12 protein-coding genes are annotated in these 17,299 nt (G+C 51.8%); 3 read left to right on the top strand and 9 right to left on the bottom strand.

All coding sequences use genetic code 11. From position 1 onward, the window contains the following. Nucleotides 1-31 precede the first annotated feature (31 nt). Nucleotides 32-2,461: an EcoAI/FtnUII family type I restriction enzme subunit R gene (gene hsdR, locus HV261_RS22835; protein WP_202039597.1), complete on the bottom strand. Its 2,430-nt coding sequence runs from the start codon at nt 2,459-2,461 to the stop codon at nt 32-34. A gap of 95 nt (nt 2,462-2,556) precedes the next feature. After that, complete coding sequence (locus tag HV261_RS22830; RefSeq protein ID WP_202039596.1) at nt 2,557-3,723, bottom strand: restriction endonuclease; 1,167 nt, start codon at nt 3,721-3,723, stop codon at nt 2,557-2,559. Nucleotides 3,724-4,013: 290 nt separating this feature from the next. On the opposite strand from HV261_RS22830, the gene HV261_RS22825 reads away from it, so the two are divergent. Further along, nucleotides 4,014-4,316 carry a BrnA antitoxin family protein gene (locus HV261_RS22825; protein ID WP_202039595.1) on the top strand — a complete coding sequence of 101 codons (303 nt, stop codon included), beginning with the start codon at nt 4,014-4,016 and terminating at the stop codon, nt 4,314-4,316. A 268-nt stretch (nt 4,317-4,584) separates the two neighbouring features. Here HV261_RS22825 and HV261_RS22820 read toward each other — a convergent pair whose 3' ends face one another. The 4 genes from HV261_RS22820 to btsT all read right to left on the bottom strand — a co-directional run bounded on the left by HV261_RS22820 (nt 4,585) and on the right by btsT (nt 10,135). Then, entirely contained in the window at nt 4,585-6,432 is a 1,848-nt protein-coding gene (locus HV261_RS22820; RefSeq protein ID WP_202039594.1) for a UvrD-helicase domain-containing protein, read from the bottom strand. A 186-nt stretch (nt 6,433-6,618) separates the two neighbouring features. Beyond that, on the bottom strand, nt 6,619-7,575 hold the full coding sequence (yjiA, locus tag HV261_RS22815; protein WP_202039593.1) for a GTPase: 957 nt from the start codon (nt 7,573-7,575) through the stop codon (nt 6,619-6,621). Nucleotides 7,576-7,587: 12 nt separating this feature from the next. Then, nucleotides 7,588-7,782, bottom strand: a complete 195-nt coding sequence (locus HV261_RS22810) for a YbdD/YjiX family protein (RefSeq protein ID WP_003830038.1) — start codon at nt 7,780-7,782, stop codon at nt 7,588-7,590. Between the two features lie 202 nt (nt 7,783-7,984). Then, nucleotides 7,985-10,135 carry a pyruvate/proton symporter BtsT gene (gene btsT / locus HV261_RS22805; RefSeq protein ID WP_115601038.1) on the bottom strand — a complete coding sequence of 717 codons (2,151 nt, stop codon included), beginning with the start codon at nt 10,133-10,135 and terminating at the stop codon, nt 7,985-7,987. A 355-nt stretch (nt 10,136-10,490) separates the two neighbouring features. On the opposite strand from btsT, the gene tsr reads away from it, so the two are divergent. After that, nucleotides 10,491-12,155 (top strand): methyl-accepting chemotaxis protein, encoded by a 1,665-nt coding sequence (gene tsr / locus HV261_RS22800; protein WP_202039592.1) that lies wholly within the window; start codon nt 10,491-10,493, stop codon nt 12,153-12,155. A 56-nt stretch (nt 12,156-12,211) separates the two neighbouring features. Here the strand turns inward: tsr and HV261_RS22795 are convergent, their stop codons facing one another. The 3 genes from HV261_RS22795 to HV261_RS22785 form a co-directional block, all read right to left on the bottom strand. After that, nucleotides 12,212-13,507 carry an MFS transporter gene (locus tag HV261_RS22795; protein ID WP_442781060.1) on the bottom strand — a complete coding sequence of 432 codons (1,296 nt, stop codon included), beginning with the start codon at nt 13,505-13,507 and terminating at the stop codon, nt 12,212-12,214. A gap of 220 nt (nt 13,508-13,727) precedes the next feature. Beyond that, nucleotides 13,728-15,035 carry an enolase C-terminal domain-like protein gene (locus HV261_RS22790; protein ID WP_202039590.1) on the bottom strand — a complete coding sequence of 436 codons (1,308 nt, stop codon included), beginning with the start codon at nt 15,033-15,035 and terminating at the stop codon, nt 13,728-13,730. 147 nt (nt 15,036-15,182) lie between these two features. Beyond that, nucleotides 15,183-16,094 (bottom strand): GntR family transcriptional regulator, encoded by a 912-nt coding sequence (locus HV261_RS22785; protein ID WP_202039589.1) that lies wholly within the window; start codon nt 16,092-16,094, stop codon nt 15,183-15,185. A gap of 136 nt (nt 16,095-16,230) precedes the next feature. Between HV261_RS22785 and HV261_RS22780 the strand changes: the two genes are divergently transcribed. Further along, nucleotides 16,231-17,253, top strand: coding sequence for a zinc-binding alcohol dehydrogenase family protein (locus HV261_RS22780; protein WP_202039588.1), 1,023 nt, complete (start codon nt 16,231-16,233; stop codon nt 17,251-17,253). Nucleotides 17,254-17,299 lie beyond the last annotated feature (46 nt).

Raw genomic sequence — 17,299 nt, 5'->3', positions numbered from 1 at the left:
GGTGGCAGCAGAAGGCGCAAAAGGGGAGTGGTTACGCGGAGCGGGGCGGTAAGTGGTAGATTTCGCTCTCCAGCTCGCTGATGGCCTGATTATACCCGTTACGGTCGCCGAATCCGCTTTTAATGATCTCCGGCAGCGTACCCATGCTGTCGAACGGCTTGAGCTTCAGCACCTGAATACTCTCTATTTCCTGCACGCCCGCGTCGGCGTATTTATCCAGCAGCGTATTCAGCACCGCCTGCGCGGCGTCGGAGTATTTGGTGAAGTAGTTGCGCTTGCGCACGTTCTCCGCCCGCTCTTTGCGGGTTAACGGCGGCTGACCATACACCACGTGGCACAGCATGTCGAACGGGTCGAGCTCTTTACCGACCTCTTCCGCCAGCACTTCCCAGATAATCCCCTGCTGCTCCAGTTCCTTGATGATGGCCTCTTTGCGTTCGGCGTCCTGCCATTTGCGGGTGAAATCATCCAGCGAGGCGTACTCTTTGAGCAACGTTTTGCGGGTGTAGTCTTTGAAGGATTCGGTGACCAGTTTGCCGTCGGCATCGTAATACTGCACGCGCTGGGCGATCACGCCGACGGCGACGCCGTTGACGTGGAACTTGCGCACTTTGTTTTCGTCGTCTTCTGGCAGTGGGCCGACATCGTCTGAGCTGGTGACGGTATACGGCGCGGGATCTTCATCGGCCCCGGTGATGTCGTCTTCGGCCTCTTCTTCGTGCTCGTCGAACTGCTCTTCAAAATCAGAGTCCGGGTTGGCGATGTCTTCCGGCGTGGTGTCCATCACCTTTTCCGGGATGCCGTCGAAGCGTTCGTCGGCGAACAGTTCGGTAGCCTTTTTGAAATCGAGGATGGTGAACCATAGCTTGCCGTAGCGTTCATCGATGCGGGTGCCGCGACCGATGATCTGCTTGAATTTGGTCATCGACTGAATGTTTTGGTCCAGCACCACCAGTTTGCAGGTTTTGGCATCCACGCCGGTGGTCATCAGCTCGGAGGTGGTGGCGATAACCGGATAGGCTTTTTTCGGGTTAATAAAGTTATCCAGTTGGGCTTTGCCAATGTCGTCATCGCCGGTGATTTTCATCACGTACTTGTCGTTCTTTTTGACCTGTTCCGGGTTGAGATTGACCAGCGCACGGCGCATCCGCTCAGCGTGATCGATGTCGTTACAGAAGATGATGGTTTTATCCATCGGGTTGGTGCGTTTGAGGTAATCGGTAATGGTTTTCGCCACCAGTTCGGTGCGCTCATCAATCACCATCGTGCGATCAAAATCTTTCTGGTTGTAGATGCGGTCGTCGATTAGCTCGCCGTTTTTATCCGTCTGGCCTTTGGTCGGGCGCCAGCCCTGAAGATCGACGTCGATATCGACGCGCACCACTTTATAAGGGGCGAGGAAGCCGTCTTCGATGCCCTCTTTGAGCGAGTAGATATACACCGGGTCGCCGAAGTAATCGGTGCTGGAGACTTCATGGGTCTCTTTCGGCGTGGCGGTTAAGCCTATCTGCGTGGCGGCGCTGAAATAGTCGAGGATTTCGCGCCAGGCGCTGTCTTCCGAGGCGCTGCCGCGATGGCATTCGTCGATCACAATCAGGTCAAAGAAATCCGGGGCCACCTGTTTAAAGGCTTTTTGATCTTCTTCCGGGCCGGTGATGACCTGGTACAGTGCGAGATGGATTTCAAATGCCGGATCGATGGTGCGCCCGGTGACCTTGGTCATCGCCGTGCCAAACGGCAGGAAATCGTTGTTTTTGGTCTGATCAACCAGAATGTTGCGATCGGCGAGGAACAGGATCCGCTTCTTACTTTTCGCTTTCCATAAGCGCCAGATAATCTGGAAGGCGGTGTAGGTTTTCCCTGTTCCGGTTGCCATCACCAGCAGAACGCGGTTCTGCCCGGCGGAAACGGCTTCAATGGTTTTGTTGATGGCCTGTAGCTGGTAATAACGCGGCGCTTTGCCGCTGCCGTCGTCGTAGTAGTCCTGGGTAATTACCGGCAGCTGAGCTGCGGTGTAGCCTTTCCAGACGCAGAGCTTGTGCCAGAGTTCGGCTGGGGATGGAAACTCGTCGAGGGTAATACTTTTTTCGAGCAACTCGCCTTCGGCTGCCGTGGCATCGCGGAAAATAAAACCGTCGCCGTTAGTGGCGAAGACGAAAGGAACGTCCAACAGGCGCGCGTACTCGATCCCTTGCTGCATCCCTTTGCCGATTTCATGCTTGTTGGCTTTGGCTTCAATCACCGCCAGCGGAATCCCCGGCTTGTGATACAGCACGATATCGGCGGATTTCACCGTTCTACGCGCCGCGACTTTGCCGCGCACGATGACCTTACCGTCCCGGAGTTTGACCTCTTGTCTGATTTGCGTTGTGTCGTTCCAGCCAGCATCAAGGATGGCGGGCATAACGCGTTTGGTGATGATGTCTGCTTCCGTCAGGGTACTCAGGTTCAGGTCAGCCATGTCCGTTCTCTACCGATAATGGGATTGCTCTGATTTTACACATTATTGTTATGCAAGCCATGAACAGAAATGGCTTTGCTACCGCGTTTTGCACGTTACTCAATCTCCAACTCATCAAACAGCTGTAAATCGACATCCAGCAGCTCGACCGCATTGCTGCGGCGAATCCCAACGTTATTTTCAATCAACATTTCAAGCAGGCGATCGCCGTCAATCAACGTGATAGGGGCGGCTCCAGGAAACAGCGCTGCTTCTGCGCATTTGGCGGCAAACTTGCCAGTGGTGATCAGCGTGCCGCGAATGGCTTTGTGATAGGGAAGCGCGCCGCGCAGCTGATCGATGTACGGACGGGTAATGGTATTTTGCATCCGCTTCACCTGTACGACTTCGGTGATGGTGGTGATGCCCACCTGAACCTGACCAATCACATCCACGCCTTTATCGCCGGAGGCTTTGGTCACTTCAACCTGTTCGTAGCCCATCGCTTCCAGTAATTGCCCGACCAGATGTTCAAACTTGTACGGATTCATGGTGCTGATTTGCTCGCGCAGCAGTTCTTTTTGCTGTTCGTTATAGCGCTTCACGGCGTCCAAAAGCTCTTTACGCGGATCGCTTTTTCGCGCCGGCAGCGCTTTACCAAGCCAGGCTCGCCCGGCATCGGTGATGCGATAGCTCATGCCTTCGCGGTTCACCATTTCGCGATCGATCAGGTTATTGAGGCGAGAGTAGAGTGTGCTTTTTACTGAACTGGCAGATGCAAATTTGGAGTGCTGGTGCAAAAAGGCCTGCCATTCGGGAAGTAAATCCGCGCGACGCGACATTTCCCGACCAGCCAGCAGTTCCAGAAGCTGCAGGATGCCTTCCTGATCGTCAAGCGAACGCAATGTCTTTTCGTCATCATGCAGAAATTGTTGCCCACGGGGAGTCGGTTGCCAGGTATCATCTGGCGTGCTTTTCATCAGGTCAAATTGCGGGTAGTTGAGGAACAAATAGCAGCCGTAGCTGTGGCGTGGGTTCAGAATATGGTTATCGGTATCCCAGATACGGCGGGCGATTTCGGCATCTTCACCTGACAAGCGTTCGCTGATCCACAGATCTGGTTCGGACCAGTCAACGGGTTGTTGCGGTGTACTGGTTTGCTCGTGAATGGCGGTAATCATATCGCGCACTGCTTTCAGGGAATAGCCTGAAACGGCTTTCATCATCGCTTTTACCTGGGCATAGGTCGGAAAAAGCGGGGTAATTACTTTGTAATTTTTCACGTTGGTCCCTTAACGAGTGCAATGGCAATAGCTTGCCACACCAGGTGAAAAATTCCATGGGATGAATCACTTATCGGGATGAAAACTGCCAGTGCCGGATGCGGCTGCGCCTGATCCGGCCTACAAAATTCAATCCCTGATCGTCAAATGGTGAAGCTATTTCCAACAATCCAGGCATAAACGCAGGATAATTGTAGATACATTTTTGTATATACAATCAGGGATGAAATACATGCCAATGGAGTTTGAGTGGGATGCAAACAAGGCACAAATTAAGACGGGGAATCGTTATGAGCATGGTTAAACATAAACGCGGCAATGTATCCGCGCTGAGTGCTCAGCATGAGGCTGAACTGAAGGCGCTGGCGAATAAACCGGACGATGATATTGATTACAGCGACATTCCCGTGACCGAAGATGAGCAGTGGTCAGAGGCTAATCGCGGTAAGTTTTTCCGTCCGTTGAAAACGCAGGCTTCGGTGCGCATTGATGCCGATGTGATGGAGTGGTTGAAACGCCCAGGAAAAGGGTATCAGACGCGACTCAATGCCATTTTGCGCGAGGCGATGCTGCGCGAGCAAAACAAGAAATAGCCTATACTGGGGCATTGAGTGCCGGATGGCGGCTACGCCTTATCCGGCCTACAAGGAGCGGAATTTCCAGGCCCGGTAAGCGTAGCGCCACCGGGCATCATGCCGGGATGACAAACCGGTTACCACCTTCATCAGCGTGAAGGCATTGAAGAAGCCGGAGTCAGGCAGTGAACAGTGGGTTGTAACGCAGTTGGAGGGGTAAAAATAGAATTCATCCCTCTCCGCTGTAGGGAGAGGGGAATGTTTACGGATTCCTGGCGTGGCTGCGTTAAATCACCTTTGCGCTATTTTCGTAGGTGTTGATAAGATGGTCGTGCAAGTTCCCTGTCCCGTGCATTGTCACCAAAAGATTCTGGCGCGCGCGGGTAAATCCGACATACAGCCGCTTGATGTCATCACTCAGATCTTCCTCATCCCTTTCCTTTGCGGCATCCATAATAGCCACTGAGTGAAATTCAAGCCCCTTACTGCTTGGTAAAGGCATTACACAAAGGAAGTCATTTTGCGGCGACCAGTGTTTTTTGTCATCGCTGGTCACAATCATTTGGTAGGGGATGCTACGTGCCGCGAGACGTGGCCCCAGCATCCCCGAAATGCTGTAGGTTGAAGGGCAAAGTATGGCGATCTCTGACCATGCAACCCCTTGCTGCCGCTGCTCTGTAACCCAGTCGAGAACGTGGGTAATCTCCTCGTCCTGATTATCAAAGCTGGCCAGTGCCGGGTAATTTCCGGACAATCCACCCGCATCGGGCTGTTGGTATTTGAGCGCGGCTTCAATGTGATTATTGAGGTAGTTAAACGCCATGCTGCTGGCGAAATGGAGTATTTGCCGGGTATTACGATAGTTGGTATTCAGGATCGTAGTGCGGCCGAGGGCCTTAATATTGACACTAGAGAGTGTGAAATCGAGGGCTTTCTTTTTCTGGTAGATAGACTGGGCGTCATCGTAGAGGAAAAGAAGTGAGTTATCTTTGTTGTCCGGCATACGTGCGAGTATTCTCAGCCACTCCGGTTTGAAATCGTGTCCCTCATCTATCAGGACTGCGCTGTATTGCTCCGGTTTTATAATCCCCTCTTCAAATGCCACCGTCAGCGCATTTTCCATCAGCTCAATAAAGTTTTTGCTTTTCGGCGGAAGACAATGATGTGCATTTAACTGCTGATAACACCAGGCATGAAAATGGATGACTTCGACGGGAAGTCTTAAAGTGTGCTGCTCAAGCTGTGATTTGAGTTTTTTGGCCAGTGTGATGTTGTAGCAAATTACCAGGATCGGCTTGGTGTTTTCAATATTGTTGGCAAGCTCAATACAACGGTGGTGCAAAATGAGCGTTTTACCGGATCCTGCCACGCCATGAATAACGCGGTGTCCTGCACCCATGCTTCTGGCGAGTTGTTCCTGGTTCCTGTCCATCATGCAAACCACATCAGGGGTGTGGAACGTAAAATTGTCCAGAGCAACCTGCGTAACGGATGCGTTAATGCGTACATCGGGATATAGATGCCATCGGATACGGTCGAGTTGCTGTGGTGTTGTGTGATGAGCGAAGTTATGTCTGAGAAGGGATTCGAGCCGGGCAGAGATTTGTTCCCTGGTCATAAACTCGCTGAGCTCGTCTTTGCAAATAACCTGACTGGCTGGGAATAGTTCATTTAGCGCTTCGGGAGTGAAACTCTTTTCTAGCTGTGTTCGGGTGATATTGCTCAAATAAACACCGAATCCATACGGCATAATAAAGTGCCCTTCATAATCTCCTTGCTGCTGGCGAAGCAGCGGATCTTTTTTTAGGCTATCGATAGTGTGAAAGGTATATTGACGAACCTGTTCGAGCGGGTTTTTGAACGGTTGAATGCCGTCTTTAGTTTCATAATGAATATGTGATTTGTTGGCGGATTTAATTTTTGTAATAAACCAGTCTTTCACTTCTATAAATAACAAACCTTTTTCGGGGGTTAGAATGACAAAATCCGGATGCTCTTGTTTGTCCCCCATTCGGGTGTCATACCAGCAGGTACACTGTTCGCTGAGTCCCCCTTCCAGAAGTCTTGCCAGTCTTTTCTCGCCGGCAGTAATTTTCTCGCTACAACTGCTTATTGTGGGAATAATGATTGCCATGTTACGCCTACCAATTCATGAAAATTATATACATATGCTAAATTAATATTCTGATGGATATTAATAAAAACATGAATTCATCATGGTTAATGACATTAACAGACAATATTACAAACAGAAAGCGTGATGCGAGATATTTGCTTCGGAGATATTTGCTCCCTTTCACAAATAAAAGGGAGCGGTTGTTTACTTCTTCAATCCCGCAAACGCGGCTCGGATCTCATCTTCCGGCAAATTAATGCCGATAAACACAAGCGTGCTATGCGGCTGTTCGTCGCCCCATGGGCGGTCCCAGTCGGCGCTGTACAGGCGCTGAACGCCCTGGAACAGCAGGCGGTTGGGCTCGCCTTCAATCCACAGCATGCCTTTGTAGCGCAGCAGCTTCTCGGCGGATTCCAGCAGCAGGTTTTCCATCACTCGCGACACGTCACTGATATTCACCGGGTAATCCAGTTCGACGACGATCGAGGAGATATCGTTTTGCTTGTCGGCGATAAAGTGGAAGCGCGGCTTGGCGCTGACCACGTTCTCCTCCAGCATAAAGCCGTTGGTGTCGAACAGCTGCGAGAGGTCGATGTCGCCATGGGTAACGGTATACACCGGGGCGCGGGCGTTGATACGCGCCAGGCGCTCACGCAGTTTCTCGCTAACACCCGCCACATCGGTTTTGGTCAGCAGGATGCGGTCAGCGTAGCCAACCTGCGACTGGGCGATAGTGAACTGGTTCATCTGTTCATCGGCGTGCACCGCGTCAACCAGCGCGATCACGCCGTCCAGCAGGTAGCGTTCGCAAATCACTTCATGGGAGAAAAAGGTCTGAATAATCGGGCCGGGATCGGCCATGCCGGTGCACTCAATCACCAGACGGTCAAAATCGATCGCCCCCTTGTCGAGGTTGTCGAGCAGGTCTAACAAGGCGTCTTCCAGTTCACTGGAGCGGGTGCAGCAGATGCAGCCGTTGGTCAGGGTTTTGATCTGCGTGGCGCGGTCACCAATCAGCTGATCGTCTACCGAGACTTCGCCGAATTCGTTTTCGATAACGGCAATTTTGTAGCCGTGCTGCTCGTTGAGAATGTGGCGCAGCAGGGTGGTTTTACCCGCGCCGAGAAAACCAGTGAGTAGGGTAACTGCAATCGGGGTCATTCACTTCTCCTTCTAACAGCAACTGCTTCCGCCGCTACCGTAGCGGGCTTCCTGGCGCTCGCGGAAGAATTCTTCGTAGGTCATGTACGGCTTATCGGGATGGTTGGTCTTCATGTGCTCGACGTAGTTGTCGTAGTCCGGAATGCCAATCAGCATCTTCGCCGCCTGACCGAGATACTTTTTTGCCTGACCTAAAGTACCAAACATAAAACGCCCCGGATATATGTTGAGCTCGTAGATGCAGGCTATTTCACTTGCCATTTTGACCGCGGGCAGTGCTCGCAATCCTCACGTACTGCGTGTACGCTCCGGTTGCTGCGCGCTGTCCGCAGTCAAACTGACTGCGCCAATTACGCCTGCGGCACTAAGTGATCGAGGCCGGGAGCGCTGTGCGCCGCCCGGCTTCAGGTTAGTGGTGTGAAGAGGTCTTCACGCCGCCTTCCGGCACCGGTACATACGGCGTCTCTTTATCAGAGCGACCGTTGATAGTGCGGGCTTTCTGCCAGGTACGGAACCCGTAGAAAATGATGCTGTACACTACCACCAGGAACAGAATACTCAGGCCGGCGTTGGTGTAGTTGTTGATGACGATATGGTTCATGTTGGCAATCTGCTGTGCGGTCAGTTCGCCACCGTTGGCAATCTTCTCTTTGTACTGATTCGCCATGAAGAAGAAGCCTTCCATCTGCGGGTTGGTGCTGAACAGTTTCAGACCCAACGCCCAGGTGGTGCAGATAAGCAGCCATACTGCCGGAACCACGGTCACCCAGATGTATTTGGTGCGCTGCATTTTAACCAGCACCACGGTGCCCAGCACCAGTGCCACGGCAGCCAGCATCTGGTTAGAGATACCGAACAGCGGCCACAGGCTCTTAACGCCGCCCAGCGGGTCAACAACGCCTTGATACAGCAGGTAACCCCACAGGCCTACGCAGCCCGCAGTACCCACAACACCGGCAACCAGGGAGTCGGTTTTCTTCAGGAACGGCACGAAGTTACCCAGTAAATCCTGCAGCATAAAGCGGCCAGAACGGGTACCGGCATCCAGTGCGGTCAGGATGAACAGCGCTTCAAACAGAATACCGAAGTGGTACCAGAAGCCCATGTCAGCCATCGGCAGCACTTTGTGGAACACGTGAGCAATACCCACAGCCAGCGTCGGTGCGCCACCTGCACGGTTCAGAACGGACGGTTCACCGATGTCTTTCGCGGTTTGCAGGATCTGCTCAGGCGAAATCACGAAGCCCCAGGAGCTGACGGTCGCTGCTGCATGTGCGGTGACATCTTTCAGTTGCGCCATAATCAGCGGTGCGTTCTCGCCGCCCATTTCATGCAGGTTCGGCATGGTGATGCCAAGGCCCGCAGGCGGGGTGTTCATTGCGAAGTACAGACCCGGTTCGATGATGGAAGCAGCAACCAGCGCCATAATTGCGACGAAGGATTCCATCAGCATCGCGCCATAACCGATAAAGCGCGCGTCGGTTTCACAGGCCAGCAGCTTCGGTGTGGTACCAGAAGCAATCAGCGCGTGGAAGCCAGACACCGCGCCACAGGCGATGGTGATGAACAGGAATGGGAACAGCGCCCCTTTCCACAGCGGACCGGTACCGTCAACGTACTGGGTCATCGCCGGCATTTTCAGCTCTGGGTTAAGGATAACGATACCGACAGCCAGACCAACGATAACGCCGATTTTCAGGAAGGTTGCCAGGTAATCACGTGGCGCAAGGATCAGCCATACCGGCAGCAGCGCGGAGATAAACGCGTAACCGATCAGGGTGAAGGTAATGGTGGTGTCTTTAAAGGTCAGCGCCGGGCCCCAGTACGGGTCGTGCGCAATCACGCCGCCGAAGTAGATGGAGGCAACCAACAGCACAATACCAATCACCGACACTTCACCCACACGTCCTGGGCGCAGGAATCGCATGTAGATCCCCATGAACAGCGCGATAGGTACGGTTGAGCAGACGGTGAACACACCCCACGGGCTTTCAGCCAGCGCTTTTACCACGATCAACGCCAGTACCGCGAGGATGATGATCATGATTAAGAAGCAGCCGAACAGCGCGATGGTTCCCGGTACCGGGCCCATCTCTTCTTTGATCATCTCACCCAGAGAGGCGCCGTTACGGCGTGAAGAGATAAACAGCACCATGAAGTCCTGCACCGCACCGGCCAGCACCACACCCGCCAGCAGCCACAGCGTACCGGGCAGGTAGCCCATTTGCGCGGCCAGCACCGGTCCAACCAGCGGACCTGCCCCGGCGATAGCGGCAAAGTGGTGACCAAACAGGACGTTACGGTTGGTCGGGACGTAGTTCAGACCGTCGTTGTTGATGACCGCTGGCGTGGCACGCGTGGGGTCAAGTTTCATCACTTTCTGGGCGATATACAGACTGTAGTAACGATAGGCCACCAGATAAACAGAAACTGAGGCGACCACGATCCACAGGGCGCTGATGTGTTCACCCCGACGTAATGCCACTACCGAGAGGCAGAATGCACCGATGATGCCGAGAATGACCCAGGGTATGTGCTTGAATATCTTTTTCGTATCCATAGTAAAACCTAATAATTGGCCGAGGCCGCTGGGGGGTTGATCGTGTGTTTGAGGAGATAAGTTGACTGCTATGTTGGGAGGATCTTGCCAGAGAGTTACGCGCGTAAAGTAAGGTAAATAAGTGAGTGGTTGTATGTCAGCTTAAGCGGTCCCAAGTGTCAGTGAGCGGTTCCTGGTGCCGGTGAGCGGGGATAATTATGTGATTGAGATCACTGAGAAACGCCTTTAGATCCTGGGTTGACTGCGGGGATCGACGAATCGTCGATGCTGAGATCGATTCAGTTAGCACGAATTCCATAAAGTTTTCCCTTTCCAGGCCGAAAATTCTGACATCTGTCTAGCGGAAAGAGAAAACATGTTAAAACGAATGAAGATTGTTACCAGCTTACTGCTGGTATTGGCGCTATTTGGCGTTTTACAACTGGCCTCGGGCGGGTTGTTCTTTAACTCACTTAAGAATGACAAAGAGAACTTTACCGTTCTGCAAACCATTCGCCAGCAGCAGTCTGCGCTGAATGCCACCTGGGTTGAACTGCTGCAAACGCGAAACACCCTGAACCGGGCGGGTATTCGCTACATGATGGATCAGAACAATATCGGCAGCGGTGCGACAGTTGCTGAACTGATGCAGGTAGCGAGCACGGCGCTGAAACTGACGGAAAAAAACTGGGCGGTCTATGAGTCTCTCCCGCGTGACCCGCGTCAAAGTGAAGCCGCTTTCCAGGAGATCAACCGCACCTATGACATCTACCATGGTGCGCTGGCGGAGCTGATCCAACTGTTGGGTGAAGGGAAGATCAACGCATTCTTTGATCAACCGACGCAAAGCTATCAGGATGGTTTTGAGAAGCAATATGTCAATTACATGCAGCAGAATGACCGCCTGTATGACATTGCGGTTGAAGATAACAACAGCTCTTACAGCCAGGCGATGTGGGTACTGGCGTGCGTGCTGATTACCGTGCTGGCGGCGATTGTCGCGGTCTGGTTCGGTATTAAACTTTCTCTTATCTCTCCGATGAACCGTCTGATTGACAGCATTCGCCATATCGCCAGCGGCGATCTGGTAAAGCGCATTGATGTAGAAGGGTCCAACGAGATTGGGCAACTGGCAGAAAGCCTGCGTCACATGCAGGGTGAGCTGATGAACACCGTGGGTGATGTGCGTAATGGCGCTAACGCTATCTATAGCGGCGCCAGCGAGATTGCGATGGGTAACAACGATCTCTCTTCACGTACTGAGCAACAGGCGGCTTCGCTGGAAGAAACCGCGGCCAGCATGGAACAGCTGACGGCGACCGTGAAACAGAACGCCGAAAACGCCCGTCAGGCCAGCCATCTTGCGCTGAGTGCCTCAGAAACGGCGCAAAAAGGCGGAAAAGTGGTGGATAACGTGGTGCAAACCATGCGTGATATCGCTTCCAGTTCGCAGAAAATTGCTGATATTATCAGCGTGATCGACGGCATTGCCTTCCAGACCAACATCCTGGCGTTGAACGCGGCAGTAGAAGCTGCGCGTGCAGGTGAGCAGGGGCGTGGGTTTGCGGTGGTGGCGGGTGAAGTCCGTAACCTGGCCCAGCGCAGTGCGCAGGCTGCCCGTGAAATCAAAAGTCTGATTGAAGATTCGGTCAGTCGTGTCGATGTGGGTTCAACACTGGTAGAAAGCGCCGGTGAAACCATGGATGAGATCGTTAATGCGGTGACCCGTGTGACCGATATCATGGGGGAAATCGCCTCCGCATCTGACGAGCAAAGCCGTGGTATCGATCAGGTCGGTCTGGCCGTTGCCGAGATGGATCGTGTAACCCAACAGAACGCCTCGCTGGTGGAAGAATCCGCTGCTGCTGCTGCGGCGTTGGAAGAACAGGCCAGCCGTCTGACTCAGGCCGTTGCGGTGTTCCGTATTCAGCATGATCAACAGCGTCCGCGTGATGTTGCTGCCGTAAAACCGGCATCGACAACCACCCAGCCGCGTAAAGCCGTGGCGACGGATGCGGGTGAGAACTGGGAAACGTTCTAAATAATTGCGCCCTCATTTTGAGGGCGCTTTTTATGCGATGAGCAACAGAATGTGTATCAGTCGACAGAAGCGGATGTTGCCGTCGTTGCAGAGCCTGAGGAGCCCGTAGCGTGGCTCTTTTCTGGCGCAGGGCTGTCCAAATCACGCCGTATACCAATGCGGAATATCCCTGCCAGCATAATAGCGCCGATAATCGCAATGCCACCCAGCAGGTAAAGCCCGGCAATATTCGAATCAAACGCATTCTCAGCCCATACGCGAATGTTGGGGGCCACGAATCCGCCAAGATTGCCTAGCGAGTTAATGAGCGCGATACCCGATGCAGCTGCGGCACCACCGAGATAGCTGGTTGGGAACGTCCAGTAAATAGGTTGGACGGCCAGCAAGCCTGCGCAGCCAATGCAAAGTGCGATAAAAGCCCAGAACGGCGAACCTGCAAGCATTCCAGATAATGCAACACCAAGCCCACCGAAGAGCAGTGTAATTGTACTTATCCAGCGACGTTCTTTCAGCTTTGTGGAAAGATGCGGGATATACCACGCGGCAAAAAGTGCACATAACCACGGAATACCGGATAAAACCCCAACGATGAAGCCAACGCCTTGCCCTGATAATGCCGCGACCTGAGAAGGCAGGAAGAAAGCAATACCGTAAGAGCCAACCTGAATGGTAAAGCAGATCAAACACAGATACAGCACTCTGGGATCGCACAGTGCTTTCAGGATCCCCTGTGGGCCATGGCTTGTTTTGGTGTGCTCTTCCTTTTCCATAATGGCGCTAAGCGCCATTTTTTCTTCCGCAGTCAGAAATGTGCAGCGTTTATCTGATGGTTTATCATCGAGATAGAAAAATGCGACCACCCCAACAAGTGCGGCGAGTAATCCTTCAACCAGGAACATTAATTGCCAGTTATGTAATCCCCATAAATCATGGATAGTTAATAATCCACCGGATACTGGCCCTCCGAGAATAAACGCGATCGGCGGCCCAAACCAAAAATAACCTGCCACTTTTGCCCTGGTATTAAGCGGGAACCAGAACGTCAGATATAACATTACGCCGGGCATGAATCCGGCCTCAGAGGCACCGAGAAGAAAACGCAAAATAATAAATGTTTTCTCATCATGGGCAAACATCATTGCAGCTGAAATAAGCCCCCACGTTACCATGATGCGGGAAAGCCATAAGCGCGCCCCCACTTTATATAAAAATATATTGCTGGGAACTTCAAATAGTGCATACCCAATAAAAAAGACCCCGGCGCCAAACGCATATGCCGCATTACTCAGTCCCGTATCAACCTGGAATGCCTCTTTTGCAAAACCAATGTTGGCGCGATCCAGATAAGCCATGACATACATGAGTGCCAAAAAGGGTAAAAGCCGTATAATTGACTTTTTAACCGCCGAATTGACAATCTTTTCATTATCACTTTGACTCATAAATATGCTTCCAATAAAATGATGGGGAGCTACTGTCATCTCTCATCATGAAAATGATGAAAGCGAGTAGACAATATAATGGAAGAACCTTTAAACAGGTATTTAGTGAAATACCTGTTTAGTCTGTATGTTAACTCAACCATTCCTGGCCATCGGGCCATGAATAACGTGTTAGAGTGTCTGGTTTCATTTTTACACCATAGCCTGGTTGCAGCAGTGGATAATATCTTCCACGTTTTATCACCAACGGCTCTTCGAAATTCTCGTGTAAATGATCAACATATTCTAACACCCTGTTTTCCAGTGATGCGGATACGGCGATATAGTCAAATAAAACAATATTCAATGAATACTGACACAGACCGACGCCTCCGCCATGTGGGCATACCGGGACGCCAAACTTCGCCGCCATGAGTACGACAGCCAGCACTTCGTTTAAACCGCCCAAACGGGCAGGGTCTAACTGGCAAAAATCCATTGCACCTGACTGGAAGAATTGTTTAAACATTACCCGGTTATGGGCATGTTCACCGGTGGCAATGCCAATGTCGCCAATTCGCGCTTTTATTGCCGCGTGACCGAGAATATCGTCAGGGCTGGTGGGCTCTTCGATCCAGAGCGGATCAAACTTAGCGAGTTTGCGCATCGCCGTAATGGCTTCATCAACGCCCCATATTTGGTTGGCATCCATCATCAGTTTGCGTTCCCAACCCAGCTCTTCGCGTAGGATCGTCGCCCGGCGAATGTCCTGCTCGAGATTGGCACCGACTTTCTGCTTCAGATGTGTCCAGCCGTCAGCCACGGCCTGACGGGCAAGCTGACGCATTTTTTCTTCTGAATACCCCAGCCAGCCTGCGGCCGTTGTGTAACCAGGGAAGCCCGTTTCCAGCATTTCTCTTTCACGCTGCGCTTTACCTGTTTCAACTCTGCGTAATAATGTGATGGCTTCCTCAGGCGTCAGAACATCCTGGATGTAGGTAAAGTCAATGCAGCGAACCAGCTCTTCTGGCGACATGTCGACCAGCATTTTCCATACGGTTTTATTCTGCGAACGCGCCCAGAGATCCCACAATGCGTTAATAATTGCTGCGGTAGCCAGATGAATAACACCTTTTTCTGGGCCAACCCAGCGCAACTGACAATCACCAGAAACAAGTTCATGCCAGAATTGGCCAAAGTTAGCCGTAATGTCTTCCAGCGTACGGCCAATAACAAATAGCTCGGCTAAAGATTTTACTGCGCTTACACATAAATCGTTGCCGCGACCAATAGTAAAAGTCAGACCATACCCTTTTAAATTTTCTGTGTGGTCGGTAATTAATGTGACATAAGTCGCGGAGTAGTCGGATATTGCATTCATTGCATCAGAACCATCCAGGTTCCTGGAGGTAGGAAAACGGATATCTTTTACGCTTATATCCTTGATTGTAATCGCCATATTGACTCCTGTTGTGATGTTCTTTTGCTAATAAAATAGAAAAGTTTGTTTAGCAGACACCCCGAGTGTAAGAGGGAGTTAATTACTCAATATGAGTTGATAATAAGATTGTGGGGTATTTTGCAATTTTGTGTTTTTAATCTGCTTTTAATTTTTTCGGCTGTTTTGCTGGATAGAGCGCAGCATTGACTGTTTTGCCGTTTCAAGGTGGTTGCGCAGAGCGAGGATTGCATCCAGGTCACTACGGCAAATCAGCGCGCTGAGGATGGTCATATGTTCATCGATGGCAATGATGTTGCGTTGCTTGAGGTCGCTTTCGTCCCACTGATAGTGGAAGTGGAAAATCACAGAGATTATTTCAAGCGACTGATTAAAAAAGATATTGTCAGCAGCGGAAAGCAGCAGGGCGTGGAACTCGCGGTCTAACTGCGAGAACATGCGAAAGCTACTGCCGATGCTGTCACGCAGTATCCGGTGGCGTTCCAGCAGCGTTTTGGCCTGCAGCCAGCGCGGATCATCGTCAGGCAGGTTGAGGAAATGCTGCAGAGAGTGAGTCTCCAGCATTTCTCTCAGTTCGAACAACTGCTCGGCGTAGGCCTGGTCGAACTGTTTCATGCCCCACTGTCCGCGCTTTTCGTTTTTTATCAGGTTGTAACGTTCGAATTTTAAAAGATATTCCCGTACCACTACCGGGCTGACGCCCGCAGCTCTGGCCAGTTGCAGCTCAGAGAAGCTTTCACCCGCACGCAGTTGGCGCTGGTTAATCATGGTGAAAAACGCCTGCTCGAAAATTCGGCTTTGCTCGGTCATGGACGCCGTGGTACACGAAAAACCGTCATCATGATCGGGCTTACGGACGATAACGTAGTGACTACCGACCTGCGCCAGTACGCCGCATTCACCTAAATGGCTCAGCATGTGGCGCACGGTGGTGCGGCTGATGTTGTACATTTCTGCCAGTGCGCTTTGCGAAGGCAGTGGGGAAGGGATATGCCCACGCGCCATATCATCGATTATCTGGTTAATCACATTGTGGCGTAGGTTCTGTGAACGGCTCATTACGTCTCCTTTTTATCCATTAAAACCCGATTTAAAACATTTTTATGCGTTGGAATTCACAGATTGCGTTTCTGTTTTCTCCGGCATTTTTAAATTCGTCGATATCTGAGGCAACAAAAAACAGGAGAGCAGAATCATGTCTACGATGAATACGCTGATTTGCCAGGAACCCAAAAAATTAGTCTGGAAAGAGCGTGAAATACCTATTCCGGGTGATAACGAAGCACTAATTAAAATTAAATCTGTGGGGATTTGTGGTACTGATATTCATGCCTGGGGCGGGAATCAACCTTTTTTCAGCTATCCACGTGTATTAGGCCATGAAATATGTGGGGAGATTGTTCGGCTGGGTAAAAATATACAAAATATGAAAACTGGTCAGCAGGTTGCGGTTATTCCTTACGTGGCGTGTCAGCAATGTCCGGCGTGCCTGAGTGGGCGCACTAATTGCTGTGAAAAGATCTCGGTGATTGGCGTGCATCAGGATGGTGGTTTCAGCGAATACCTGTCTGTACCGGTGAGCAACCTGCTGGATGCGCAAGGGATAGATCCACATGCCGCGGCATTGATCGAACCTTATGCCATCAGCGCCCATGCGGTGCGTCGGGCGGCGGTGGTACCTGGCGAGCATGTTCTCGTTGTCGGTGCCGGCCCGATTGGCCTCGGTGCCGCGGCGATAGCCAAAGCGGACGGTGCACAGGTGGTTGTTGCGGATACCAGCCCGGCACGCAGAGAGCATGTGGTTTCCCGATTAGGGCTCCCGGTTATCGATCCGTCCGCTGACGATTTCGACGCGCAGTTGCGTGCGCAGTTTGGCGGCTCGCTGGCGCAAAAAGTCATTGATGCTACGGGGAATCAGCACGCGATGAACAACACGGTGAATTTGATTCGCCACGGCGGCAGCATCGTTTTTGTCGGGCTGTTCAAAGGTGATTTGCAGTTCTCCGATCCGGAGTTCCATAAGAAAGAAACCACCATGATGGGCAGCCGTAACGCCACGCCGGAAGATTTCGCCAAAGTGGGGCGTCTGATGTCGGAAGGCAAACTGACGGCTGACATGATGCTCACGCACCGCTATGCGTTTGACACGTTGGCAGAGATCTATGAACGGGATGTGATCAACAACCGTGAGCTGATCAAAGGGGTGATTACGTTCTGAGACAGTTGCCATGCAGCGCCCGGAGTCGTGTTGGGCGCTGTTTTTT

It is taken from the genome of Citrobacter sp. RHBSTW-00671, assembly GCF_014103415.1.
Classification (GTDB): domain Bacteria; phylum Pseudomonadota; class Gammaproteobacteria; order Enterobacterales; family Enterobacteriaceae; genus Citrobacter.
This window is presented reverse-complemented; position numbering and strand designations above follow the sequence as displayed.